Raw genomic sequence first — 25,365 nt, forward strand, 5'->3', positions numbered from 1 at the left:
TATGAACAAAAAATACTTTCTTTTACTATTTTTACTTTCCATTTATTCCCCCTTAAAAGCACAACTTCAACTTTCTGAATATGCAGAAGTAAGTATTATTACTGTTGGCCCAGGAGAAGAATTCTTTCTTGCTTTTGGACATTCTGCTATAAGAGTTAAAGATCCTGTTTTAAATTTAGATTTAATATATAATTATGGAGTGTTTGATTTTAATGCTCCTAACTTTTTATTGAATTCTGCAAAAGGAAATATGATTTATAGTTTGGCTCGCTATGATTTTAAATATTTTTTAACTAGTTATAAAAGAGAGAAACGTTGGTTAAAAGAACAAGTTTTAAATTTAGATCTATTAGAAAAACAATCTTATTTTAAATTCCTAGAAAATAATGCATCGCCAGAAAATAGAAACTACCTTTATGATCCTTATTTTAATAATTGCGCTACAAAGTTAAGGGATATAACAAGGTTAGTTTTAGGTGATAAACTTGCTTTTAATGATAATAATATAGAAAATGGATTAACATTTAGACAATTAACAAATCATGAAATTGCTTGGAATTCTTGGGGAACTTTTGGTTTAAATTTAATTGCAGGTACAAAATTAGATGAAAAGGCTACTTTTAATGAATATATGTTTTTACCAGATTATATATATAGCTCTTTTAAAAATGCAACCGTTTTTATTAGAAATCAACCAGAAAAACTTGTAAAAAAAGAAGTAGTACTTCTAAATTTTAAAGAAAAAGAAGCTAAAAGCTCTATTTTTAATCCTTTTCTAATATTTAGTATCTTTGCTTTTTTAGGTATTTATATTACTTATAAAGATCTTAAAAATAATAAAAGAACCAAATCATTAGATTTTATTATATTATTTACAACAGGCCTTATAGGTACTGTATTAGTTTTTCTATGGTTTTTCTCAACACATTCTACAGCACCAAATAACTTTAATTTATTGTTTACTTTTGCGCCTAATGTAATTGTTGCTTTTCTTTTATTGAAAACACATCAACCAAAATGGTTGAAAAAATATATGCAGTTATTATTAATATTACTAGTAATAATTCCTGTTCTATGGATTGTAGAAATTCAAGTCTTCCCTGTAGTTATAATCCCCTTATTAGTATTACTTGCTGTAAGGTATTACTATTTATCAAAAAAACTATTGACCTTTAAAATATAAAACAGTAGTAAACGTCTTAATAAAAATTTTAAAATCTAAGAAAGTACTACGCTCTTTAATATAATATAAATCGTAACGCAATTTGGTTTCTTGTTCTTCTATGGTATTTGCATACGGATAGTTTACTTGAGCCCAACCTGTTAAACCAGGTCTTATAACGTGCCTTATAGTATAAAAAGGAATCTGAGCTTCTAAATCTTTTACAAACTCTGGTCTTTCTGGTCTAGGACCAATTAAACTCATATCTCCTTTTAATATATTAAAAAACTGAGGCATTTCATCTAATCTAGTACGTCTTAAAAACTTTCCAAAGCCAGTAATTCTAACATCATTTTTTTTAGCCCAAACAGCGCCTCCTTTTTCGGCATCTTTTACCATAGACCTTAACTTAAAAATTTTAAAAGTTTTACCGTTTTTCCCTACTCTTATTTGTGTGTAAAATAAAGGACCTCTGTTAGCTATAATATTACCAATAAAAATTAATGGAATAACACATAAAAAACCGATAGCTCCTATTACAGAAAAGAATATATCTATAAGTCTTAACCCAAATAGATAGAAATTATTAGAATTATTCTTACTAAAATTAATGTGTCTATAAAAATTATGATCTAAATATTCTTTAGGAATTCTAACATTTACGTTTTCGTAAAAAGTTTCATAGCTCACAATATTTACGCCTTTCTCAAACAACAAAATAAGTTCTTTATTTAGACGATTCACTACTTCTTCAGATAGATCTCTTTTAGATACAATAACTTCTGTAATAGCATTGTCTGCCAAAATTGAAGATATTGTTGCTTTAGAAATATCTATATAACCCTCTACCCCTTCCACCTTTTTATCTGACAAATAAGCTTGAACATGATGAAAAGAATCTTTATTTACTTGAATCAGTAATTTTTTAATTCTTTCTGAATTACCAATAAAAACAATAGATTTAAAATGCTTTGGCGAAAATATTAAAGATATATATACAAACCTCCAAAGTAAAAGTGGAATAAAAGAAAGTAAGAAAAAATAGACTATTTGTAATCTATTAGGTGGTAGTTCTGGTGAAAAATAAGGCGTAAAAATATAAAAAATAGTTGTTGTAAATACTGTAAGAACAGTTGCTCTAACAGTTAAGTACCTATTATTAGCAACATTTAAGCTATAGAGTTGAAAAATTTGACCAAAAATTAAAAAATAAAAACCCAATAATAACAACCAATTTAGAAGGGCGCTACTTGTAAATTTAATATAGGTAAAATTGATAAATAATGAAGCTAAATAAAGACTAGAAATAAGAATAATAACGTCTATTATTCCTAAAAAAAGTTTTCTTTCCGATACATTAAAGTATGATATTTTTGTTGTCAAATGATGCTGTTTTGTTTAACGTAAACTAATTCAATTATATATAATTAAAAAATAATAAAACTTAATGGGGAACTCTGCAAATTTATAAAAAGAATATTAGTTGATAAGAAAGTAATTTAAAATTATTCATAAAAAATGATGTATTTTATTTAAAATAACTCAATAATATACAAAGTAAATATTAAGGATTTTTATATTCATTTGATCAATTTATTAATAACATTACATATTGTGTAATAACTGGATTGAAAATAAGAGAGTTTTTCTATATTTTTGTACAAATTCCAGTTCCATTTAAGCATTTCTACTTTATTATTTGAAATAGACTGACTACGATCTCTATATTGAGCAAGAACTTCAGGAATACCAAAGGCATGTTTTTCAACTTTTAAAATTTTTAACCACAAACCATAATCTTGTCTTTTTCTAATATTAGGCATATAAACCTTACCTAATAGATCCTGATTATACATAGCCGTTAAACATCCAATTTCATTGGAATACAACATTCTATTATAATCTAGTTTAATTTTACAATTAATAACTTTACCAGTTTTATCACCTTCTTCATTTATCATTTCATACGAAGTATAACTTAATGCAAAATTATTGGATAACATAAAGTTTAATTGAAGTTCTAGTTTTCTTGGTAACCATAAATCATCACTATCCAAAAAAGCTATAAATTTTCCATTTGCTAAAGAAATAGCTTTATTTCTAGCAACTGCAGCTCCGCAATTGTCTTTTAATTTATGTAATTTAATTCTAGCATCACTTTTACAAAAAGAATTAATAATATTAATACTAGCATCAGTAGAAAGATCATCAATAATAATCATTTCCCAATTTTCGTAGGATTGATTTATAACACTTTTAATTGTTTCCCTAATAAATTTCTCCGAATTAAAATTAGGTGTAATAATAGACACTAAATTATTCATTCTTTAGTGACTTTATGTGTGACTCTACAATTTGTGGTTTTCCTGACTTTGTTGCCTTTATTTCTAAAACTTCTTTAAAATAAATTTTAAAATTAAAATCAAGAATTATAGCCTGAAGTTTTTTTAATATTTTATCAAGTACTTCAATTTGATAATTATCTCCTTTTACGTATTCAATAGTAATTCCTGAATTATTATACTGAATGACTTTAAATTGCTTTATTTCTTCAAAATATTCAAATATGCCAGTAAATGAGTGAACGATAAGTTTCCTATTGTCTGGTAAAATAACAACATCTGTATCTCGACCAATTACTTTTTTTAATAAGGGATAGTCTAATTTTCTACCTAATGGATATTCTTCTTTCGGTAATTTAATGGCTAAATCACCAATTTTATACCTAATTAACGGCATAGCTGAATTATCTAACCTTGTAACAACAACATTACCAATTTCTCCATCTTCAACAGGTCTGTTATATTCATCTAATAATTCAAGATATACTTGAGCTGAATTGATGTACAAATAATCTAAATCATACTGACATGCTATAAGAAAACCTTCTGAAGTTCCGTAGGTTTCAATTAACTTAGCATTAAAAGCTTTATATATATTTTTTTTATAATAGCTAAATAATTTATCTCCTAAACTTATAACCCCCTTAAATTCAACTTTTATATTTTCTTTTATAGCAAATTCAGCGAGTACATTTAAAGAGGAAGCGTAACCAAGCAGATAGTAATTTTTATTTTTAACCTTATTAAAAACTTTATGCATTTCCTTTTCTGAAAGTGAAAAAGCATTAATATATACTGTTCTAAACAAGAAATCTTTGGTCCTTTTTATAAATTTTCTATCTAGTGTCATTCCTGTTTGTAATAAATTGCTTCCAATTTTATACCCACACCATTCCCACCACCTTGTATTACCGGCTCTAAAAGAAGATAAATCTTCTTCATTCATGTAAATATCTGTTCTATAACCAGAAGAACCACTTGTAGAAAATTTAATTAGAGTACTTTTTTCTTCCGTTAAAAGTTTATCAATATTATCATTTAGCATTTTTTTTGTAAGAACAGGAAATTTTTCGATCCAAGAATACGGGTTATCTCCAATTAATTCAACTCCTTTATAAAAAATTGTTTTTTCATTAGCTAATTTTAATATTCTTTTTAAACTTAGTCTCTGTTCTTCAATTATTTCGTTATAAGACAATTGATCAATTCTTTTCCAATATCTTAGTCGTTTTATATAACTAGTATTTAAGATTAAATCTCCCATAGGAAGAATAATGTTTTCTAATAACTTATTATAAATCATTTTAATATTTTAAACCATTTATTCTTCACCAATTCCCACGAAAACCCCTCTACCTTTTCCCTTGCGATCTCCGACATTTTAGGGTAATTACCTTTTAAAACATTTATAATTTCTATTGACATTTTCATTGCATTATCTTTTTCAACCAACAATCCTTCAACCTCATTTTCAATCAAATATGGCATACCTCCAGCATTAGTACTTATAATAGGTAGCCCTAAAGCCATCCCTTCCATTACACTAACAGGTGTATTGTCAAAATTTGTTGTATTAATAAAAATATCAAAGTCTGTTGATTTTTTATGCCAATCTTCTTTTAGAAGAACACCAGTAAACTCAACAGAATCTTCTAGTTTTAAATCTGACACCAACTCTAAACATTTTTGATAACTATTATCTACAAAAGGTCCTACCATACATAGTATCGCTTTTGGATATTCTTTTTTTAATATACTTAAAACCTTTATAGCTAATGTAGGATTGTATATTTCTTTAAACGCCCTTACCCAAAATAACTTTGGTTCAAGAGATTCCCTTAATTTAAAATTATAATTTTCAATTTCTACAATATTAGGAATAAATATTACTTGGTATCCCTTTTCTTCAAAAGCTGATTTTAAATAGTTTGAAGGAGCTACGTTTTTATAAGAATAATTAAATATTAAATCACTAAAAAACTCATTTCGGTTTAATCTATCTGGTAAATTCCCTCCATGTAAAATTGGGATGTACTTAATATTAAATAATCTTGATAATTGAGAAATAACTAATGCATAATAAAAATTTATGGCACTAAAAGTATCTATTAAAACATAATCAATTTTTTTTCTGTTTCTAATTAAAGAAAAGCACATATCTAATAATCTCAATAATTTATTTATTTTATCGGATGAAACGATAACAGAAACCCCTTCTTTTCTTAATAAGTTAGTTAAAACTATTAATGTAGAATTGTATTTTGTTTTTTTAGTTAAGTTATTACCTATATAAAGAATTCTTTTATTATTCATCTATCAAATCATTTTCTATATCTGTAATTCTAATCAAACTTAAAGCATAGATAAAGCCTGGTAAAGCAACCCTCATTGCCGAATGGTTAATAGTTAAAAACCACATCACATAAAATGCTATTATAAATGCTTTTTGAAAATTATTCGCTTTAAAAAAGTTAATGAGTGGTACAATTAACAATAATAGCAGTAAAACAAAACCAATAACCCCATGTTCTTCAACTAACCTACCTACCTCATTGTGTGAGGCTGCCGTTATAGTCTCATTAGATTTCATTCTTTCATATTTACCATTCCCAACACCAATTCCTAAGGGATGTTCAAAGAAATTATTAAATTGAAAAGCTATTAAATCTCCTCTTCCTGTAGTAATATCCTTCTTTTGTACTCCTGCAGCATTTTTACCTGTATATCTATTATCTAGCATTCCGCCTGTTATGTTAGAAGTATATATCCAAATAGAAACAAGAAAAAAACAAAGAATTAACATATATTTAATTATTATCTGTAAACTCATTTTTTTATATAAAATAAAAAAGAATGCAAAAAGAATTAAAGCAATGGCAGCTGTAAAAATACCTCCTCTAGAAAAAGTTAATAGTCCCCTATATATAAAGTAAATTATAAAAAAAGCATCTAAATAAATAAAGCCAGTTAATTTTTCTTTTAATAATAAAAAAATAGCTATTATAAGTATTCCTAGCCCAACTGCTGTTGCCACTTGGTTAGGCCCAAACCCTCCTGAAGTTGAAAAATTGGCTCCCCCTCCAAAAACAATTTCTTTTAAATCTGGTGTTCTAAAATACAAATAGGTAATCATTGAAAATAAGGGTAACAACATAAAAAATAATGCATCCATTAAGTCTTGTTTACTTATGGGCCTATAATAAAAATACAAAGCACAGACACCTAATACAATCGGACCACTTAAGTTAAACACAATATTTGTACGCAAAGACTCTCCTTCTGGAACCTGTGTAAAGACAATACCTAGTAATAAAAGTAAAATATAAAAAATATAATGGACAGAAAATCGCTGTTTAAAAGGTCCAAAAATGATACCCAAGACTAAAAACAGCATTACACCATATTTTCCAATTTCGTATAGAAGAGTTCCCTGAATCATTCTTAAAAATATTTCTCCTCCAGCCAAATAAGAAGCAAATAAAAAGGCTTCTTCATTTCTATTATTAGAACTAACAATAACTACTAAAGGAATAATAAGACATATTAATCCATAAAATTTCGGAAATAAAGGAAAGGTGCCTAAATACCCAATAACAATATGGATAATTATAAGTTTAAGTTTATTATTTAATATGTATTGAATCAAACTATAGCGTATAAATTTTTATTAATTGATCTAAGAAACTTTTTGGTGAGTAATAATTATTTACATTTTTTAAATGTAATGCCCCATAAGACTTTCTTTTTTCTTCAGAATTGATTAATACTATTAATGCATTTTCTAAATCTAAACTATTTTCTTTTTCTATAACAATACCAGATTTAAATTGCTCTATAACATTTTTACATTCACCAACATCAGTTACAACAACAGCTAAATTTGCCAATCCATATTCTAAAAGCGCCAAAGGTAAGCCTTCCGACTTTGAAGACAAAACCCCTATGGAAGATTGTTGTAAAATGTATTTAATATCAGATTGTACACCGTAAAAATAAACACTCTCTTTCAATTGTTGCTTTTCCACAAAACTTATAACTTCTCTTGAATAAGCATCATCATATAATTTACCTACCAAATGCAAAGTCCAATCGGGAAATTTCTTTACAATTTCATCAAATGCTTTTAAAAGATTCAAGTGATCTTTTTGAGTTCTAAAACCAGCTAACATCACAATCCTTTTACCGTCAACTCCATTTAATTTAGTTTTTTGACTTAGATCTCTAAACTCTACAAAATTATTAATAAAAAACACGCTTGAACAGACTAGCTTTTCTTCTGCCCACAATTTTAAAGTTTTATTTACAGAAATAATTGCAGAAAATAAATTAGAAAAAAGTTTTAATGCTACAATTTTTCTTTCGTTTAAAAACTCACTATTTCCATAATGATCGTGCCAAATTAATTTTATTTTTGGGTTTAACAACTTAACACAAACCCCTACAAAATAAGAAGAAGCATGCGCATGAACTCTATTTATACTATGTTTTTTTACGTAATTACTAAGTTTTTTAATTGCTTTTAAATCAATTGTTCTTTTTCTTTCTAAAAATAAATAACCAACATTTCTGTTTATTTGATTTTTTAAATCTCCATCTTTTCTAGTTACACAAATGTGAGACTCATAACCAGCGTCAGCTAAAGAATTCGCAATATTTACAGCTAAAACCTCTGCACCTCCTACATTTAAAGAGTCTATAATTTGTAAAATTTTAATTCTAGTCATTTAATAATTTACCTATTTCAGATTCAAATTTTTCTAACGTAAACTCTTGCGACCATTCCATTGCTTCTTTAGATTGTCTCGCATAGTTTTTTTCTTTTTTAAAGTAGGCATTAATTACCAATAAAATAGACGCTACATTACTTTCTACAAGTGCTCCTCTACTTCCGTTTCCTATCATATAAGGTACACAAGAAACTTTAGACGTTATAGGTAGCACTCCCCAAAACATGGCTTCTGCAACCACTTTAGGCCAACCTTCAGATTTAGAAATAAATAACAAAAAATGAGCTTTTTTAAAAGCTTCTTTTACTGTATTTTTATTTACATTACCATGAAGTTTAACGTAAGTCTCTAAATTGTTTTCCTTAATATAGTCTTCTAAACATTTGCGTTCTGCTCCATCTCCAAAAATATCTAAATGAATATTTTTTTTAGTTTTACTTAATTCCTGAATTACCTTTACAGATAGCAAAGGTTGTTTGCCTATTGTTAAAGATCCTACAAAAATAAAGTTAATCTTACCTTCTAAATTCCTAGCAGGTATTTCTATTATTTCTTTTTGAGAGTAACTTGCTGTAAAAAAAGGAATAATATTTTTAGTTTGATTTTCCCATTCTCCATATACCAACACTTTACAGTTTTTAGTTAAAAAAGTATTACTTAATATCTTTTTTTGAAGTCGGTAACTTAATGGTTGTTTACTTTCAGGATCCCAATTTCCTGCATATTTTGATGTTTTAGGTTTAAAAGGAAAAAATATTTGAACAAAACAAGCTAACAGACCTATACTCCCTGGATTCCTTAAATGAATATGATCTGCTTTATACATATTTATAAAAAGTTTAAGTAAAATATACGGTAAAGCTAAAATACTCTTCAATAAATCAAAAAATGAGATTAATGATATTGAAGGTATTGATGATATTTTTATATCTTTTTTAAATGATTCAACTAAAAGGGTTTTGTTATATTTTGTTGGAGAAACAATAACAATATCATCAAAATACTCCATCCATAAATCCATTTCAATTACATACGGAGCATAAGAAAAGTTCTTTTCCTCTTTTTGTAAAGTTGGTGCGTCAGTAATAATTAAAAACCTCATTAAATATAGTTTTCTGAATTATTGTTGTTAATCATTTTAGCGGGCACTCCTAGCACTGTTCCAGCAGTTAAAATACTATTTACCACTAAAGAACAGGCACCAATTACCACATTATCGGTTATAAAAATTTTTCCTGCAATAACCGAATTTGCTCCTATATAAACATTATTACCAATATTTGGAATCCCTCGTTTATCTCCTCTACCACTAACACCTATCGTAACCCCTTGTGAAATATTACAATTATCTCCTATTACAGAACTTGGGTGAAGTATAATGTTTCCAAAATGTCCTATATAAAAACCTCCTCCGATAGATGCAGAATATGGCAAAGAGATACCTGTTAAACATTCCATAAACTTTTGAATAGGTATATAACAAAATAAAAGAAGCTTTTTTAAAATTATTGGAATTCTAGATTTATATATACTATTAAAAATTCTAAAAAAAAACAAAGCCCAAAGTCCTTGTGTAAATAACATAAGAATTAGACTATTACTATTTTTACTATATTTCTTATACTTATTTATATCTTGAATGTATTTCATCTTTGAGTTTTAGGTTTTACAAACAACAAACTAAACAACCCTACAAATCTCCCTATTCCCTCTGTAAACGCTTCTTTTCTTTTTGAAGTTGTTAGTACATTTATAAATCGTAATATTGATAAAATAATAACAATTGCATTCCATTTCAATCTTGCAATAAAAGATGGCTTAGAGAATTTTGTTCGCCACACATACCATCCATTTCTAACTACCATTTTTCCATAAGCGTACTTATTAGGTCTTCCTCCTTCTTCATGATAATGAAATAATGTAGCCGAAGTGTTTACATATAATTGATAGCTTTTAGAAACTCGTAAACAATACTCTAAATCTTCATATAAACCATAACCTTCAAAGTATTCTGAAAACTTAACAGTATCTACCACCTTTTTTTTAAAAGATGACACGCCTCCCATAAAATATTCGGCTTTATAGGTTTTATCACTTGGCGGTAAACTACCTACAGAAAAACCATTTGAAAACTCTGGCATTATGCAAGGTGGTTGATCAGATAATAACCCTAATCGTTTACGTAAAACATTTCTGGTTCCTAAATTTCTGATATAACCATCAATTTCAAATTCTTTAAAACTGGGTTTTTCATCCTTTTTTAACTTCCTCCATTTTACTTCATTTAAAATATAGCCTCCAACGCCACCAGCATCTGGATATAATTTATATGTATTTATTAAGTTTTTAAAATAGGGTTTTTCTAAAATAATATCATCATCTAAAAAACAAACAACATCTATATCTTCAGACACTTTATCAATACCAAAATTACGTTGTTTTGTTAACCCTCTGTTCGCATTATCAACTTTAAAATAGCCAAGGTTTTTAAAATTATTTTCTTTAAAAACAAGTGCTGTATTATCATTTGTAGAACCATCGATAATTAAAATCTCATCTGGATATAATTCTTGTTCCTCTACTGATTTTAGCAACTTTAAAATTGCTACAGGACGCATATATGTACAAATAATTAAACTAAACTTCATCTGCAATTATTTTTTTATAAAACGTTGTATTTTTTGCTGTAATTGTTTTTATAGAGAAGTTTTTAACCACTTCTTTATTTGCTTTTTCTCCTATTATTTTACACAAATTTTTATCATCTAAAAGTTGCATAATTTTTTGAGCATAAGCTTCATGATTCTTAGGGTCTTCTAAAAGTCCCATTTCTTCATTTTTAATAATTTCTGTAGCCCAAGGATAATTTGTATTTACAATCGCTTTTTTTAAATACATGGCTTCAATAGTAACCATACCAAAAGATTCTGCCAAAGATGGAAATACACAAATTTGCGTTTTAGCAATTACTTTTGTTAACTCAATATAAGGGACAACCCCTAAATATTTAAAGTTTTTTAAAGCTTCTGCGGATAATAAGTCCGTAAACAAACCTATTGTAGACGTTTTCGTTTGTATATCTGGCACATCTGTTCCTAAAAAAGATAGTTTTGCATTTGGTCTTTCTAAAATAACTTTATTAAAAATAGCTGCTAATTCTAAAATCCCTTTTTTTCTTATGATAGAACCAAAATACAAAATCGTATTTTCTTCTACAATCGTATTTTCGTGTGTTGGAATATTTTCAAAAAACAATCCATTCGGAATAACAATTCCCTTTTTTTGAATTTTAAATATCTGATTAGAACGTTCAAAAACAAAATTAGAAACGCCAATTACAGCTGTAGCATTTTTATAAGCTACTTTTTCAAAAAAATAATTTTTTTTACTTTGTGGTCTTTTATCCAAATTACAGAAAAAAGCATCTGTACCGTGCAATCTTAAAACATGTGGTATTTTAAACTTCATAAAAGCCGTAATACCGGTCCAATCTACTGCTTCTAATAGATCTATTTTATCTTCTGATATAATTTTATTGATGTATGCATTCAGTTGTTTTCTGTATAAATAAAACCCGAAATATTTAAATTGATTTCTTTTGATTTTATGAATCATTAATGATCCTTCTTCTATAACTTCATTACAATCCTGACCGTAAATAAACACAGAAACTTGATGCCCATCTTTTAAAAGTCCCAAAACAATATTTTGCGAAGACGTACCAATTCCTGCACAAGCAGTTGTGATTTTTTTGTGCGGATATTCTGGAAGTAAAAAACCTATATGCATTTTTCAGAAATTTTATCGAAAGCAGACAGCATTCTCTTAGAAACTTCATTTAATGGATGCGCAACTATTTTTTCTGCCCAAACTTTTTGTTTTGATAAACGTGTTGAATTTTCATCAACCAAATCCTCTAATATTGTTTTTAAATCTTCTTTACTCTTTAAATGTTTTACTGGGTTGTCTAATTCTTTTAAACTCTTAAAATGAATAAACTTATAAATTTCATCAATATTAAATTTATCTGAACCATTTTCTATTTTATAATCTAAATAATACGCTAATTTATTTAAAATAGTAGCATCTAAAGCCATTGTAGAGCCAACATTTAACATAGCATCACTATATTCTATGGTTGCTTTTAATATTGCCAAAGGCATTTTGCTCTCGTTTAAAGGCAAAGCTACACCTGTGCTTTCCCAAGATGTTTTTACATCTGTAATAACTGTTGTATTTTCTTTTACTACCTTAAGAAATCCTTGGTTATAATCTGCCGGATTTGCTCTTAAAAGAATATGAAATTGTTTTTCATTTTTAGAATTATATGCGGTAACAACAGCTGCTAAATCTGCTAAATAAGCAGGATCATCTTGCCCAATAGAAGTAAAATTACCTGAAAAACAGATATAAAAATCTTTTTTAGGTATCTGATACGCTTTAAAAAAGAGTTCTTTTTCAATAAAAATATCTTCCTGAAAATATTGATGAAACTGTGGTGTGCCTACAACAAAAACATTTTCTTCTGATACCTCTTTTTCATAATATTGCAACATTTCATCTTTCATATAACGACTCCAAACAAAATAATAATCTGCCATTACTTGTTTGTTTCCTTTTACAACATTATCCCAAGAATAAATTAAAGAAATCGTAGGTATATTTAACTTTTTAGCTACCTGAGACACACAATAAGTATGGCTTGTAGTTTGATGTGTTAAGTATATAAAATCTGGTTTATTAGCTTTAAAATGAACCAATAACTCTTTAAAGCATTTTGTTTCTGCAACTAAACAAGCTCTTTTACGTTCTAATTTCTCAATACTTTTTTCATTTGCATAAAAAAAGGAAGCAACATTTATAATTGAAAATTTTAATTTATTTACAAAGGTTTTAGCATTATTAAATTTTGCATATAAATGATGGTTTTTGTTCGAAAACCTTTTATCATTATAATGCAAAGAAGCTTTTTCTTTTAAGTATTTGTACAAATCAATCCAACCACCAAGGTCTAGAGAAGGTAGGTTTACTTCTTTAAATTCTTGTTCTAATTCTGTATTAAAAGAATCTAATTTTAAAATTTCTACATCATACGATTTAGAAACATCTTCAAAAAAACCACAACACTTATAATAATCTAAACTCTGTTTGGTTACAAAAACAACTGCTATTTTCTTTTTCATATACGCTCTTTCAGTATTTTTTCAGCTCGTAGTATGTCTGCTTTTGTATCAATATCAACACTTTTATCTGCACTCATTAAATAAGAAATAGTTTTGTCTGAAAATAATTTTTCTGACTTCTTAAAATAAGGCACCTCAACAATATAAATCGCTCCGTTGGGATAAAAAACCTTCGGTAGCGCTTGCCTTGGCATAAAAGGAAAATCATTATTTACAATACCTTTCATGTATCCTTCTTCATTTAATACAAATGATTTTAACGGATTACTTTCTGGTTCTTTTACACTAATTAAACTTGTTGCTTTTTTGTCTATCAACATTTTAAAAGCAGCATCAATATCACTTGCTGTTCTTAATGGTGATGTTGGCTGAAGAAGCACTAAATAATCAAATTTCTCATTCTTAGCTTCTAAATAACGAAGTACCTCTACAAGTACTGGTTCTGTTTTAGCAGTATCAGTTGCTAAAGAAGCAGGTCTTAGATGCGTTTGAGCTCCGTAATTATTTGCTGTTTTTAAAATATCTTCATCATCAGAAGAAACAATCACATTTGTAATAAATTCTGATTCTAAAGCAGCATCAATAGACCAACCTATTAGAGGTTTATGACCAATATTGGTAAGGTTTTTTTTAAGAATCCCTTTAGATCCTCCTCTAGCCGGAATAATAGCAATTACTTTCATTTATAAATCTTGAAATTGTTTTTGACAATTTGTTTTCCAAAGCTCTTTACTTTGTAATAATTTTAAAAATAATTCATCACTTTTTCCATTTCCAAAATCACTATTCATCGTTTCATTTAGTTGCACAGAAATAGTTGCTAGTAACTTTTTTATTATTTCTTTATCATGAGCAACATTTACAATTGATGTTGCTACGGCTCTATTACTTTGCCTTGTACCAATATCTATGGTAGGTACATTGTAAAAAGGTGCTTCTCTTATGCCTGCACTAGAATTCCCTATAATTAATTCGGCATTCTTTAACAAAGTTAAAAAATACTCGAAACGTAAAGATGGATAAATTTTAAAGTTCTTATTACCTTCAATTCGCTTATATTCTTCTAGTATTTCATTACTTCCCAAATCATTATTTGGATAAATAACAACATACTGTTTTCCGCTTTCTATAGCTGCATCTACAACTTCTTTAATATGTTTTTTAATGTTTTTAAAATCCGTGGTTACAGGATGATACATTAAAATAGTATATGCCGAAAAATCAATTTCGTAATATTTTTTCACTAAATCTAGTGAAGGCAAAGATTCTGGATTCATTAAATCTAAATCTGGTGAACCGATAACAAAAATAGAACTTGGCAATTCTCCCATTTGAATCAATCTTTTCTGAGCTTCTTCATTTGCTACTAAATGAATGTGACTTAATTTACTAACCGAATGGCGAATTAATTCGTCAATTGTTCCAGAAATTTCTCCACCTTCAATATGTGCCACTAATATATTATTCATACTGGCAACGATAGAACCTGCCAAAGCTTCTACTCTATCTCCGTGAACAATAACCAAATTGGGCTGTAAATTAGCAACATATTCAGAAAAACCGGTAATGGTTTTAGCTAATACACGGTCCATAAATTCATTTTCACCATGATTTTCATATTGGTGAATATTTTTAAAATCACTTTTAATAATTTCGTTTACAGTATACCCATATGTATGATCTAAGTGCATCCCAGTTACAAAAATATGCACTTCAAAATCAGTATGATCTTGCGTTATCTGAATTAGTGATTTTAGTTTCCCAAAATCTGCACGGGTTCCTGTTAAAAAAACTATTTTTTTAGTTTTCGACATCCTCCCAAGTTAATTGTTGATCATCCGCCAAATCTTCGGTTGCTGTTTTTCCTAAAATAGCATTATATTCTTCTGCTAAAATGTCTCCTGTACCTGGTCTTTTTACCCACAAATTTTCTTTTGTAAAAGGCGCGCCTTTTTTTATTGGTTTAATAGTTACCACAGTTGCAAAAGCAAAGTCAATGGTTACTTGCTCTTCCTTTGCTGGTTCTTTTGTACCGCCACGCATTTGCCAAATTAAATTACTACCGTAAATTAATTCTTTACAGTTGTTTTCATCCATAGAACAAACAATATCCGGACCAGTACGTTGCATATGATCTGTAAAATGGCGTTCTAAAATAGAAGCGCCTAAAGCTACTGATCCCAAACATGCATGGTTTGTTAACGTATGATCTGACAAGCCAAAAACTTTATCAGGAAAAGCGTTTGACAACTCTGTCATTGCCCCAAAACGGACCAAATGTACAGGTGTTGGATATAGATTTGTAGTATGTAATAATGCAATTGGTACATTTAATTTATCAAATATAGCCACTGCCTTACGTACACTTTCTATCGTATTCATTCCTGTACTTAAAATTACAGGTTTTCCAAAAGAAGCAATATGTTCTAAAAGAGGATAATTATTACACTCTCCTGATCCTATTTTATAAGCCTTTACGCCCATTCTTTCTAATCGATCTGCAGCAGCTCTAGAAAAAGGGGTAGAAATAAATAGCATTCCTTTAGATTCTACATAATTCTTTAATGCAGTTTCATCTTCTTCATTTAAAGAACAACGTTCCATTATTTCATAAATAGAAACATCGGCATTTCCTGGAATCACTTTTTTGGCAACACTACTCATTTCATCAGCAACAATATGTGTTTGATGTTTTACACACTCTGCTCCTGCTCTATGTGCTGCATCTACCATTTCTTTGGCTACCTGTAAAGAACCTTCGTGATTAATACCTATTTCTGCAATTACTAAAGGTGGATAATCTGAACCTACTTTTCTTCCTTGTATTTCTATAAATCTTTCCAATTTTCTAATTTTTTAAAACACCACTTTTTATATCTAACTTCACTTTTCCTTCTATAATTTTATTTGCCCATAATAAAGATTTGTTCCAACGTTTATTAAAAAGCGAATATTTCCAAATTTTAAACTTATAATATTTAAAAAAAACAAAAAACTTGTAACCTTTTAATTGATTTTCTGTTGCATATTTTAAAAATCTATGCAATGTTACTGGTCCTGGTAATGGAACAATACCGCCGTCATACCAAGGTAAAAATTCTTTTGCATCAAAACGCCAACCTCCCATGGGTGCTCTTAAATGATTTATATATTCTAAATTTGTATATATAACTCTTTGATGATTATCATGTACATTGTTGTTATATTCTTGATCATCACATCCCATACCTTCAATATCTAAATTAAAAGGTAAAATATTATTATTTCTGATTAGAAAAGAACAGCCAGAAACAAAATAAGACATTTCGGAAAAAGTATTTCCTTTTATATTATTAGATGCAAATGATATTATTTGTGCTTTAGATGTTTCTAATTTTACAATTAAATTTTCTAAAATATTGGGCTGATTATCTATTCTTATATCATCATCTAACATAACAATATAATCTGCTTTACTTTTACCAAAACCAACATTACGTGCATTACATAAACCTAATTCTTCTAATAAGACATGATCTAAATTAAATTTCCAATTATAATCTAGTGTTTTTCTTAATAATGTCTCTTTTTGATTTGGTAATTTTTGTTCTACCAAAATCACTTTATTTATTTTAATATCTTGGTCATTTAAGTCTAATAGTGTTTGAAAAACAAAATCAGCTCTTCCTAAAGTAGGTATAACAACATCTACAGATTTTGATGAAACATCAACAGAAAACTTAGAAACTTTACTCCATAAACTAGGTCTATGCTCTATTAGAATATAATTATTTTTAAAAAGATATTTTATTGGTATTACTATTTTTTTATCAAACAAAAAAAGATTGATTAAAAAGTAAAATATCCAATGTTTTTTTCTAGTAAAACTGATTACCTCAATATATTCATTATTTGTAAGTCCTTCTATCTTATTACTTGTAAGAGACTTATTGTAAGAAACACTGACTAGACCGCCAGCTCTAAATGTATAATAACCTAAAACCCCTAAGCATACTTTGTAAGAACTAGGAAACTTGGTCGTTAAAAATTCTTTAATAATTATCGAAGAAATATACCCAGCATTAGACCGAACTCTCCATGTATCATATTGTCCTTTTTCACCTGTGCTAAAACTATTAAAATAAGGATTTTGAGCCTCTAAATATTCTGAATTCTCTAAAAATAATTGACTACCGAATGAAACTAATTCTGGTAATTCATTCGTTTTATTTTTTATTATTGATGCTTTTAAAATAGGTTTATCTTCTGGAAAATAACACCATCCCAAAACATCAAATTTATTAGATAGTTCTTTTAATCCATCTATAAAAGAATGAAATGGAGTACCATTAAATTCCCATTTTTTAGAATTATTATTGTAATTTAAAATTGCTATTCTCATTAAACTTAACTATTTTCTTTTATAAAAGATGCTACATTTTTTAATTGAGATTCGTGCGTAAAATTCTCTGTATATGTTTTAAAACTATTGGCCGCTATTGTATCTCTTAATGTTCTATTGTTATATAAATTAACAATATCATTGGTATAAGAAGGCCAAGAGTCACTTAATAATGCATTTACATTCTGTACTATTTCTTTAGCATTTGCAACACCTTCTTTACGGGCAACCAAACATTGTTTGTACTGTAGTGTTAGTGCCAACCTTGTTCTTGTACCTGTATCTTTATCCCAAGGAATAATATGTATATCTAAAGGACGTAATACAGTATTTAAATTCTCCACAAATTTATGTAGTATAATATTTTTATCATTTTGTAATAATGCTGTAAGCTCTTGGTCTTCTACAGAGAGTTCTCCTACAATTTCTAAGCAAATATCTGGTATTTCCTTTTTAACATCCTCCCAAGAGTTTAAAATAAAATTTTTAAGTCCAACTCTATTTGCTGTTGCATTTAAACTTCCTAAATGCACTAAAGAAGGTTTTTCTTTAGGCTTTAATAATTCAATATTTGTTTTATTATATGTAGTAGTTAAATACAGTGAATTAATTCCTTTTGCATTTAAATAATATGCATCGGTACTAGAAACACAAACTACAGCAGCTACGTCTCTTGTTAATTTTTCTTCAATCCTTTTTTTTGAAAACTTTAAAATTTTAGTTTTAAGTCCTTTTTCTTTTTTAAAATCTACTAATTTATATTGCCAATCATGATGTACGTAAAAAACCTTTTGTTTTTCTTTATGACTTGCTGCTAACAAACCTGCATAAAACCACTGTGCCCAAATAAATGAAAACTCCATTTTATTAAAATAAGCATCTAAAAAAGAGTAATTTACCTTATTTACAAAATTATAATAATAGTCTGTAGGATTAAAAATCATTTTTGAAATTCTTTCTAAAAAAGAAAGTTCTGAATTATCTGTTCTATACAATTGAACTTCATCTACAGAAAAATAGACACCATTGTAAAAGAATGTTTGTGTATCTTTAAATAGTTTTGGTGCTGAATTTGAAAATTTCTCACAATTAATAAGTACCACTTTAATTTGGTAACCTAGTTTCATTAATATTGAAAGATGACTTTCTTGTACCGCAGAGCCTCCTGCTTTTACAGTATTTAAAAATAACAAATCTGTTGTTAAATAAAGGATTTTTTTAGAAATCATAGCTTATTTGAAAAGCTGTAAATTTAATAAAAAATAAGTGAAGACTTATAGCGTTTTACTGATATTATCGTAAGCTTTTAACACTTTGTTTTTTATTTCTTTATAAGCTAATTTCTTTGCTATTTCTTGATTCTTTAAAAATGCACTTTCTAACAACGCTTCGTTTTGTAATGCTTTTATAATTAACTTAGAAATTTCTACCGCATCTTCTGGATTCTGAATTAAAAATCCATTTTTACCATTTGTTATATAATCTTCTGAAGCTCCACCAGGATTAGATTGTATAGGGAAAGCTCCCAATATAATTGCCTCTAATAATGTATTTGGTATTCCGTCTGAAATATTGTTACCAATTGCAATTTTGGCTTTGGCAAACAACTTTAAGAACTCTCCTTGGCTCACTTCTTTTTTTCTACTGATATATTCTATATTCCAACCACTGGCATTCATTGCAACAATTCTATCAATAACATTATCATGTGCAGAATATACTAAAATTTGATAATTTATTAAATCACTTTTTATCAACTCTAATGCTTTTAAAACGACCAAAGCTCTACCTGCCCAATGATGATATCCTTTAATTATAATTAAATTTTCTTTTGATGTTTGCGCAACAGTATCTTTTATTTTTTCTAATTGATAACCGCCACCACCGGGAAAAATACCTGCAACCTCATTCTTAAAGCCTAAATCTTTTGCAATATTAATATCCCTGTGATTATCTACAAATAAATAATTTAAATTAAAAAGTACTTGTTTTATCTTTTGCTGATGTTTTTTCTCATTTTGATATAAATACAAATCACTTCCCCAAGAAAAATAAGCCCATTTAAAATTTAGTTTTTTTCGAACTTTTAACAAAGGGTATGTTTGCGATTGCATTTCTAAAGAATGTACCAAATCTGGTTTAATTTCTTTAATCAACTCCTCTAGTTTTTCTGCTGCTGTAACTTTTAGATAAGGTGCTAGTTTATTAAAAATATTCGGCATTTTTTTTTCAAGAAAAAACTCTCCCTTTAAATAAGGAATTTTTCTTTTACTCCAATTTGTGGTGTAATTTGTCCATAACAAATCTGGATGAATTTCTTGGTCTAAACAATCAAAAACATATATTTCGTGTCCAGAATCTTTTAGTTGACCAATCCAACGTGCAGCATGTATGTATTGCTGACAAACAAAGAGTATTTTCATAAAGTTGTTTTTAAAATACTGTCTAATTTTTTAGTGAAAAATTTTGCCCCTTTTTGTTGCTTCGTTTTCTTAAAAACAAACCAATACAAAACAACAACAATTAAGAATATTAAAAATTCTAAGGAGTTAAAAAGCATAATTAGTTATTATATTTCCTTTTTTTATTCAATAAAATCATTATAAATATCTTTTAACTTATCTCTATAATTATCCACATTGTGCATCATTTTTATCCTTTCTAAAGACAAACGTTGTTTCTCTATAATTTGATTAGGATTTTTAAGTATAGAAATAATACATTCTTCTAATCCTTTCTCAATATCAACACTTAATTTCTTTAATTGCTCTTTATTATAATGAAATGATTCTCCAAATTCATTCGTTTTTACATTGATTAACCAACCTATATCTTCGTTGTTAATTTCTGTTAACGCTCTTAAACCCGTGCTAACTACAGCACAACCTGCAGCTTGAAATTCTAAAACACTATAGCCGTAAGTATCTGCTCGTGTAGGCAGCATACCTACATGAATTTTATCTCTTAGCAATTCTAATAAGTCTTTATTTTCTAAAAAAGGAAAATAAGTGACATCCTTTTTATTCTCTTCTATAAACCTTTTAAATTCAATTACATCATTTTTTGTAAAATCTTTTGCTGTAACTGAATTTAATTGAAAATCTCCAATTAAATATAAATGAAAGTTAGAATACTGATTAATTAATCTAGAAAACACTTTTATTACCTCACCACCACCTTTACCGAGCAAATCACGTCCAACAAACACAAAATTAACTTTTCCGTTAATAGATTCTTTTTCTGAAAAACTATTTAATAAAACCTTTTGTGGTGGATGAATCTGTTGTATTTTTTTTTCAATTACAAATTTATATTCAGGGAAATTACTTAATAAACTTTCTTGAATTTTATAATTACAATTTGAGAGTGCAATTATAAATTTACATTTATCGTCTGCTAAGGCTTTTAAATATTTTTTTATTTTTCTTAATGCTTTCTTATTACCTCCAGGAAAATCATCTTTATGGTAATCTGAAAAAGGTGGAAAATGAGGCAGTGTAGCTTCAAAAGTTACTCCCCATGGTTGTTTAGCTTTAAGGTTAATTGTATTAAAAAAATGAAAAAAATTAATCTCGTTATCTTTATTAGGTAAATAAAAAGAATACCTATCTAAATCCTTCTTTGCAATTAAACCACCTAAACTTCTTTTAAGCCTAGTATAGCTTCGTAATTTAATTTTAAGGTTTGCTAGTTTTCTATACCAATCTTCTACACTAACATAATTTACATTAGATATAATATTTACAATATTTCTTTTTTCTGGATAAGTATCTAAGTACTGAACACCAATAGTAACTTTTTTTATCATATTTAAACTTTTAACTAGCATAATCATTAACTATAATTAAATAGATTTTCTAGCTATTTAATTTTAATCTTTTCTGGCGTTAATATCGATGTTTTTATTGCAGATAAAATTTTTCTTAAATATTTAGCATTTAATTTTTGAGAATGTTTAAGATTCTTTATGGACTCGACAAACCCTTTCAAGTATTTTCTAGCTCTAATATATTCAAACTCATTTAAATCTACCCAAGAAGCATCCCAAAGGTGAACAGCATAACTATTTTCAGTTAAATAGTTGGTGAAATTATTTTTATTAGAAGACTCATTAGAAGGTAATGAGTAAAAATATTCTGTTGGATATACAATAAGATTTTCATTCTCTAACTTTGTTAAAAAAAGATCATTATAATTATATGCCTTTTTATATGTTTTAGTTATTATTATAGGAATTGCTATGGAAAATAAATTTACAAATCCTCCAATTTTTAAGTCTTTATAATTTTCTAGTATCTTATAAATAAAAGGATGTTTCTTAGTAGCTCCAAAAATTGCTGCATTAATTGTTTTTTCATCTTCACAACCAATAAACATTTTATCTTCTAAAAATGGATCTAAATTTTTTAAAAGTAACATATCTGTATCAAAATAAATACCTCCGTATTCATATACTTTTTTAAGCCTTATATAATCTGAAACAAACGCCCATTTTTTTAACTTATATGCTTTTTGAACAAATCTAGAATCTAATTTAGAATTGGTTTCATCCCATTCTTTTATTTCATAATCGGGCAAATGTATTTTCCAAGACTCAATACAATCTTTTACTAAACCTGGTTTTTCTTTATTTCCAAACCAACAGTAATGTATTATTTTAGGAATCATTTATTATATTTTATATTTATCTTAAAAAAAAAGTATTGAATCAGTGATTTATATAAAACTATAGATAATCGAAATCTATTTGTTTTAGAGAAAACACCTAACATCCTGTCAGTAAACTCCTTTTGTTTAACATTTACCTCTTTATTATTTCCTTTAAACAGTTTTTTTGCGTCTAAATATGTTTTACTTGTATGTAAAGTTAACATAGCCTGGTTAAACCTATGTAATTCTGATTTGTGAATAGGTTCTAGTTCTTCAAAATAAGAAACAGGCATGCCTAAATTTGTCGCAAACAGTAAATGTCCTCCAATAGAGTTTGTTAAAGCATATTTATAGTTAATAATTAAATTATAAAAATTCTCTATAAAATTTGGATTATTTGAGTTGCCTGCAGAAACAATATTATATCCTAATTCTTGATAAGGTAAATGCAGTCCTTTTTGAATATCTAAATAATAAAAACAAAAAGAAACCGGTTTTTGATCCTCATCTACCCCTTCTATTTTTTTAATTATTCTATTCTGATCATGCAATCTATCAACTCCTTCTCTTGTATGATGAATAAAAAAAAGACTTCCTTTGGCAGTTTTTGAAATTTTTATTTTTTTATTTTTTTTATACCAAACAAAAGGTGACATAAAAGACATTCCTTTTGCTTTTTCTTTAAACCTATCATTCCATTGAGCTACATAATCATCTCTGTGAAAAAATGCTACTGTCAAAAATTTTTTTTCAATATCCCAAATTTCATCAAAGAAAGGAGGGCTAGAGTGTTCAAAATGGGCACAAATAGGTAAAAATGAAGGATAAAATGCCATCTTTCTAAGAATCTTACCAAAACCATACTGCTCACTTGAATGAAAGTATACAGCCTTATTAAAACTGTATGGTTTACATACTTCAATTAATTCTTTATTGTTCATTTATAAAAATATTTGTAGCTAAATCAAGTCCATATTGATTCTTTAATTCAATACTTGCTTTTTCTTCCACCATCAAATGACCTACTCTACCTGTAATAATTTCATTACTTAAATCAAAAGCTTCTTTTTTAACAGCAGAAATACCACCTACACTTTTAAACAAAGTGTCTCTTTCTAACTTTGTGAATTTATTTTGATTTAAAATAGGTTCCATTCCTTTACCATGATGTTGAAAAAACATATGGTTATCTTCTCTAACACTTATTATTGAATCTGACCCAAATAAAAACATAGTATTTAGCGCATCATCTATACTATAGCTTTCTATAAATGGAAAATCTGGAGAAATAATTTGAATTGCATTATAATTTACATCAATTTGTTTTTGTATAAAATTAATAGTTTCAGATAATGGTGTTGTTTTGCGCTCTAAAACCTCACTTCTTTCTATAAAAATTATTTTAGACTCATCTTTATATCGTTTTTGAACAAATTCTTTAATATCCTTAGAACTACTAGTAACAATAATTTTTTTAGGTATTTCAGCTAAAAGAACAACATTAATTTTCTTTTCAAGAATAGACTCACCAGCAATTACCTTTAAATATTTTTTATCATTTCTAATAGGTAGTATTAATATTGATTCAATATTAATATTTTTAGTTTGAACACTCTTTTTATTAATGGCAGCTCGGGTAGATAATATTTTAGTTTCGTTTTTTGTTAAATTAGATGAATGTTGTCTGTAGTAAAATAAAGGTTCATTTATATTTTTCACTTGATAATGTGTAATAAATTTTAACCAAATCTCATAACCATCTTGACATGTAAAATCTTCATCATATCCATTTACAGCCTTTAAAAAGGATATTCTAATCATTGTACAAGCACCATGAGCAGGTCTATCAAATAATAAAACGTCAGTATCAAAATTATACCTTTTATGAGCTGAAAATTTAAAGCCATTTTCATCCATTAAATAATAGTCAGGAAAAACCAATCCAATATTATCATTTTCATCCAACACCTTTACCATTTTCTCTATAGCTTTCGGTTCTAATATATCATCGGCATCTAATCGCATAATATATTTACCTCTAGCTTTTTTAATAGCAACGTTATTAGTCTTATTTAATCCTTTATTTTTTTGAAAAATAGTTTGAATATTTTCATGCTTTTCAGATAACCTTTTAATAATATTTATAGAATTATCTGTAGAGCCATCATCAATAATTATTATTTCGATAGAATTATACGTTTGATTTACTAAACTAGTAAAAGCTTCTTCTAAATAATCTTGATAATTATAATTTGTTATATAAACTGTTACTAGAGATGAATTATATTTCATTAATTTTTCTTTTTTTAATAATTTTTGCGGGGGAACCAGCAATAATAGCACTTTCTCCAAAAGATTTATTTACAACAGAACTACTACCTACAATAACTTTATTTTTAAGATTAACTCCTGGAAATATTACTGCATGTGTCCCAAGCCAACAATCTTCTCCTAAAATTATTCTCTTGTGTGTATAACCTTGTTCTTGTATATTTTTTCCTTCCTCAAAATAGTTGTGCATACTTGTTTGTAAATACACAAAACCAGAGATTAAAGTATCTTTACCTATAAAAATAGAGTCTCCACCGTTAAAAACACTATACAGACCAATTCGAACACCAGAACTTATGTCTATATGAGATTTATTAGTAGACAATATTCTTACTCCTCTATCTACTCTACAATTATCACCAATAGTTAACCTAGAGTTTTGATGCGTTCTAATTTCAACATTCCTTCTAAAAATCAGATTATCTCCTAAGTGAATTTTAGCATTTTTATCTAAAGTTATTATAGGGAAAGAATCACACTTAAAGTTTTTACCAATTTTAAGATTTTTATTAGAAAATAATACTTTATAAATCCAACCTAAAATAATAGGTTTTTTATCATAAAATAATTTTAGTAGAGGATAAAACAT

General features: G+C 27.4%; 23 protein-coding genes. 1 reads left to right on the forward strand and 22 read right to left on the reverse strand.

What is annotated here, in order from left to right:
- The first annotated feature begins 1 nt into the window (after position 1).
- Positions 2–1,183 (forward strand): DUF4105 domain-containing protein, encoded by a 1,182-nt coding sequence (locus tag KV700_RS04510; protein ID WP_218599336.1) that lies wholly within the window; start codon positions 2–4, stop codon positions 1,181–1,183.
- On the opposite strand, the gene KV700_RS04515 is transcribed toward KV700_RS04510, so the two are convergent.
- The 22 genes from KV700_RS04515 to KV700_RS04620 all read right to left on the reverse strand — a co-directional run bounded on the left by KV700_RS04515 (position 1,163) and on the right by KV700_RS04620 (position 25,365).
- Positions 1,163–2,545: an exopolysaccharide biosynthesis polyprenyl glycosylphosphotransferase gene (locus tag KV700_RS04515; protein ID WP_218599337.1), complete on the reverse strand. Its 1,383-nt coding sequence runs from the start codon at positions 2,543–2,545 to the stop codon at positions 1,163–1,165. The genes KV700_RS04510 and KV700_RS04515 overlap by 21 nt on opposite strands.
- A gap of 197 nt (positions 2,546–2,742) precedes the next feature.
- On the reverse strand, positions 2,743–3,486 hold the full coding sequence (locus KV700_RS04520; protein ID WP_218599338.1) for a glycosyltransferase: 744 nt from the start codon (positions 3,484–3,486) through the stop codon (positions 2,743–2,745).
- Positions 3,479–4,807 carry a hypothetical protein gene (locus KV700_RS04525; RefSeq protein WP_218599339.1) on the reverse strand — a complete coding sequence of 443 codons (1,329 nt, stop codon included), beginning with the start codon at positions 4,805–4,807 and terminating at the stop codon, positions 3,479–3,481. The genes KV700_RS04520 and KV700_RS04525 overlap by 8 nt, the downstream gene beginning before the upstream one ends.
- Positions 4,804–5,817, reverse strand: coding sequence for a glycosyltransferase family 4 protein (locus tag KV700_RS04530; RefSeq protein WP_218599340.1), 1,014 nt, complete (start codon positions 5,815–5,817; stop codon positions 4,804–4,806). The genes KV700_RS04525 and KV700_RS04530 overlap by 4 nt, the downstream gene beginning before the upstream one ends.
- The gene (locus KV700_RS04535; RefSeq protein ID WP_218599341.1) at positions 5,810–7,150 is read right to left on the reverse strand and encodes an O-antigen ligase family protein; all 1,341 of its coding nucleotides are present in this window, start codon (positions 7,148–7,150) and stop codon (positions 5,810–5,812) included. The genes KV700_RS04530 and KV700_RS04535 overlap by 8 nt, the downstream gene beginning before the upstream one ends.
- Position 7,151: 1 nt before the next feature.
- On the reverse strand, positions 7,152–8,228 hold the full coding sequence (locus KV700_RS04540) for a glycosyltransferase (RefSeq protein ID WP_254712969.1): 1,077 nt from the start codon (positions 8,226–8,228) through the stop codon (positions 7,152–7,154).
- The gene (locus tag KV700_RS04545) at positions 8,221–9,333 is read right to left on the reverse strand and encodes a glycosyltransferase (protein ID WP_218599342.1); all 1,113 of its coding nucleotides are present in this window, start codon (positions 9,331–9,333) and stop codon (positions 8,221–8,223) included. Before KV700_RS04545 ends, KV700_RS04540 begins: the two co-directional genes overlap by 8 nt.
- Positions 9,333–9,689 (reverse strand): serine O-acetyltransferase, encoded by a 357-nt coding sequence (locus KV700_RS04550; protein WP_254712970.1) that lies wholly within the window; start codon positions 9,687–9,689, stop codon positions 9,333–9,335. Before KV700_RS04550 ends, KV700_RS04545 begins: the two co-directional genes overlap by 1 nt.
- 188 nt (positions 9,690–9,877) lie before the next feature.
- On the reverse strand, positions 9,878–10,879 hold the full coding sequence (locus tag KV700_RS04555; protein ID WP_218599344.1) for a glycosyltransferase family 2 protein: 1,002 nt from the start codon (positions 10,877–10,879) through the stop codon (positions 9,878–9,880).
- Positions 10,869–12,020: a glycosyltransferase family 4 protein gene (locus KV700_RS04560; RefSeq protein ID WP_218599345.1), complete on the reverse strand. Its 1,152-nt coding sequence runs from the start codon at positions 12,018–12,020 to the stop codon at positions 10,869–10,871. The genes KV700_RS04555 and KV700_RS04560 overlap by 11 nt, the downstream gene beginning before the upstream one ends.
- Positions 12,011–13,414 carry a hypothetical protein gene (locus KV700_RS04565; protein WP_218599346.1) on the reverse strand — a complete coding sequence of 468 codons (1,404 nt, stop codon included), beginning with the start codon at positions 13,412–13,414 and terminating at the stop codon, positions 12,011–12,013. Before KV700_RS04565 ends, KV700_RS04560 begins: the two co-directional genes overlap by 10 nt.
- Positions 13,411–14,097 carry an acylneuraminate cytidylyltransferase family protein gene (locus KV700_RS04570; protein ID WP_218599347.1) on the reverse strand — a complete coding sequence of 229 codons (687 nt, stop codon included), beginning with the start codon at positions 14,095–14,097 and terminating at the stop codon, positions 13,411–13,413. The genes KV700_RS04565 and KV700_RS04570 overlap by 4 nt, the downstream gene beginning before the upstream one ends.
- Complete coding sequence (gene neuC / locus KV700_RS04575; protein WP_218599348.1) at positions 14,098–15,228, reverse strand: UDP-N-acetylglucosamine 2-epimerase; 1,131 nt, start codon at positions 15,226–15,228, stop codon at positions 14,098–14,100. It abuts the gene before it with no gap.
- Positions 15,215–16,258 (reverse strand): N-acetylneuraminate synthase family protein, encoded by a 1,044-nt coding sequence (locus KV700_RS04580; RefSeq protein WP_302849989.1) that lies wholly within the window; start codon positions 16,256–16,258, stop codon positions 15,215–15,217. The genes neuC and KV700_RS04580 overlap by 14 nt, the downstream gene beginning before the upstream one ends.
- Positions 16,259–16,262: 4 nt before the next feature.
- Complete coding sequence (locus KV700_RS04585; RefSeq protein ID WP_218599349.1) at positions 16,263–17,795, reverse strand: glycosyltransferase family A protein; 1,533 nt, start codon at positions 17,793–17,795, stop codon at positions 16,263–16,265.
- 5 nt (positions 17,796–17,800) lie between these two features.
- The gene (locus KV700_RS04590) at positions 17,801–19,024 is read right to left on the reverse strand and encodes a glycosyltransferase (protein WP_218599350.1); all 1,224 of its coding nucleotides are present in this window, start codon (positions 19,022–19,024) and stop codon (positions 17,801–17,803) included.
- A gap of 45 nt (positions 19,025–19,069) precedes the next feature.
- Positions 19,070–20,218 (reverse strand): glycosyltransferase, encoded by a 1,149-nt coding sequence (locus tag KV700_RS04595; RefSeq protein ID WP_218599351.1) that lies wholly within the window; start codon positions 20,216–20,218, stop codon positions 19,070–19,072.
- 161 nt (positions 20,219–20,379) lie between these two features.
- Positions 20,380–21,603, reverse strand: a complete 1,224-nt coding sequence (locus tag KV700_RS04600; protein ID WP_218599352.1) for a glycosyltransferase family 4 protein — start codon at positions 21,601–21,603, stop codon at positions 20,380–20,382.
- 53 nt (positions 21,604–21,656) lie between these two features.
- On the reverse strand, positions 21,657–22,463 hold the full coding sequence (locus KV700_RS04605) for a glycosyltransferase (protein ID WP_218599353.1): 807 nt from the start codon (positions 22,461–22,463) through the stop codon (positions 21,657–21,659).
- A complete protein-coding gene (locus tag KV700_RS04610) occupies positions 22,460–23,386 on the reverse strand; it encodes a hypothetical protein (RefSeq protein WP_218599354.1) in 927 nt (308 codons plus the stop codon). The genes KV700_RS04605 and KV700_RS04610 overlap by 4 nt, the downstream gene beginning before the upstream one ends.
- Positions 23,376–24,737 (reverse strand): glycosyltransferase family 2 protein, encoded by a 1,362-nt coding sequence (locus KV700_RS04615; RefSeq protein ID WP_218599355.1) that lies wholly within the window; start codon positions 24,735–24,737, stop codon positions 23,376–23,378. The genes KV700_RS04610 and KV700_RS04615 overlap by 11 nt, the downstream gene beginning before the upstream one ends.
- Positions 24,727–25,365 carry an acyltransferase gene (locus KV700_RS04620; RefSeq protein ID WP_218599356.1) on the reverse strand — a complete coding sequence of 213 codons (639 nt, stop codon included), beginning with the start codon at positions 25,363–25,365 and terminating at the stop codon, positions 24,727–24,729. Before KV700_RS04620 ends, KV700_RS04615 begins: the two co-directional genes overlap by 11 nt.

The sequence above is a fragment of the Polaribacter sp. NJDZ03 genome (genome assembly GCF_019263805.1).
In the GTDB taxonomy this organism is placed as follows: Bacteria; Bacteroidota; Bacteroidia; order Flavobacteriales; family Flavobacteriaceae; genus Polaribacter.

Excerpts from the sequence above, each read along its gene's own strand:
- KV700_RS04510 (WP_218599336.1), top strand. The coding sequence starts at position 2 with ATGAACAAAAAATACTTTCTTTTACTATTTTTACTTTCCATTTATTCC.
- KV700_RS04520 (WP_218599338.1), bottom strand. The coding sequence starts at position 3,486 with ATGAATAATTTAGTGTCTATTATTACACCTAATTTTAATTCGGAGAAA.
- KV700_RS04525 (WP_218599339.1), bottom strand. The coding sequence starts at position 4,807 with ATGATTTATAATAAGTTATTAGAAAACATTATTCTTCCTATGGGAGAT.
- KV700_RS04530 (WP_218599340.1), bottom strand. The coding sequence starts at position 5,817 with ATGAATAATAAAAGAATTCTTTATATAGGTAATAACTTAACTAAAAAA.
- KV700_RS04540 (WP_254712969.1), bottom strand. The coding sequence starts at position 8,228 with ATGACTAGAATTAAAATTTTACAAATTATAGACTCTTTAAATGTAGGA.
- KV700_RS04545 (WP_218599342.1), bottom strand. The coding sequence starts at position 9,333 with ATGAGGTTTTTAATTATTACTGACGCACCAACTTTACAAAAAGAGGAA.
- KV700_RS04550 (WP_254712970.1), bottom strand. The coding sequence starts at position 9,689 with ATGGAATGTTTAACAGGTATCTCTTTGCCATATTCTGCATCTATCGGA.
- KV700_RS04555 (WP_218599344.1), bottom strand. The coding sequence starts at position 10,879 with ATGAAGTTTAGTTTAATTATTTGTACATATATGCGTCCTGTAGCAATT.
- KV700_RS04560 (WP_218599345.1), bottom strand. The coding sequence starts at position 12,020 with ATGCATATAGGTTTTTTACTTCCAGAATATCCGCACAAAAAAATCACA.
- KV700_RS04565 (WP_218599346.1), bottom strand. The coding sequence starts at position 13,414 with ATGAAAAAGAAAATAGCAGTTGTTTTTGTAACCAAACAGAGTTTAGAT.
- KV700_RS04570 (WP_218599347.1), bottom strand. The coding sequence starts at position 14,097 with ATGAAAGTAATTGCTATTATTCCGGCTAGAGGAGGATCTAAAGGGATT.
- neuC (WP_218599348.1), bottom strand. The coding sequence starts at position 15,228 with ATGTCGAAAACTAAAAAAATAGTTTTTTTAACAGGAACCCGTGCAGAT.
- KV700_RS04585 (WP_218599349.1), bottom strand. The coding sequence starts at position 17,795 with ATGAGAATAGCAATTTTAAATTACAATAATAATTCTAAAAAATGGGAA.
- KV700_RS04590 (WP_218599350.1), bottom strand. The coding sequence starts at position 19,024 with ATGATTTCTAAAAAAATCCTTTATTTAACAACAGATTTGTTATTTTTA.
- KV700_RS04595 (WP_218599351.1), bottom strand. The coding sequence starts at position 20,218 with ATGAAAATACTCTTTGTTTGTCAGCAATACATACATGCTGCACGTTGG.
- KV700_RS04600 (WP_218599352.1), bottom strand. The coding sequence starts at position 21,603 with ATGATAAAAAAAGTTACTATTGGTGTTCAGTACTTAGATACTTATCCA.
- KV700_RS04605 (WP_218599353.1), bottom strand. The coding sequence starts at position 22,463 with ATGATTCCTAAAATAATACATTACTGTTGGTTTGGAAATAAAGAAAAA.
- KV700_RS04610 (WP_218599354.1), bottom strand. The coding sequence starts at position 23,386 with ATGAACAATAAAGAATTAATTGAAGTATGTAAACCATACAGTTTTAAT.
- KV700_RS04615 (WP_218599355.1), bottom strand. The coding sequence starts at position 24,737 with ATGAAATATAATTCATCTCTAGTAACAGTTTATATAACAAATTATAAT.
- KV700_RS04620 (WP_218599356.1), bottom strand. The coding sequence starts at position 25,365 with ATGTTTTATCCTCTACTAAAATTATTTTATGATAAAAAACCTATTATT.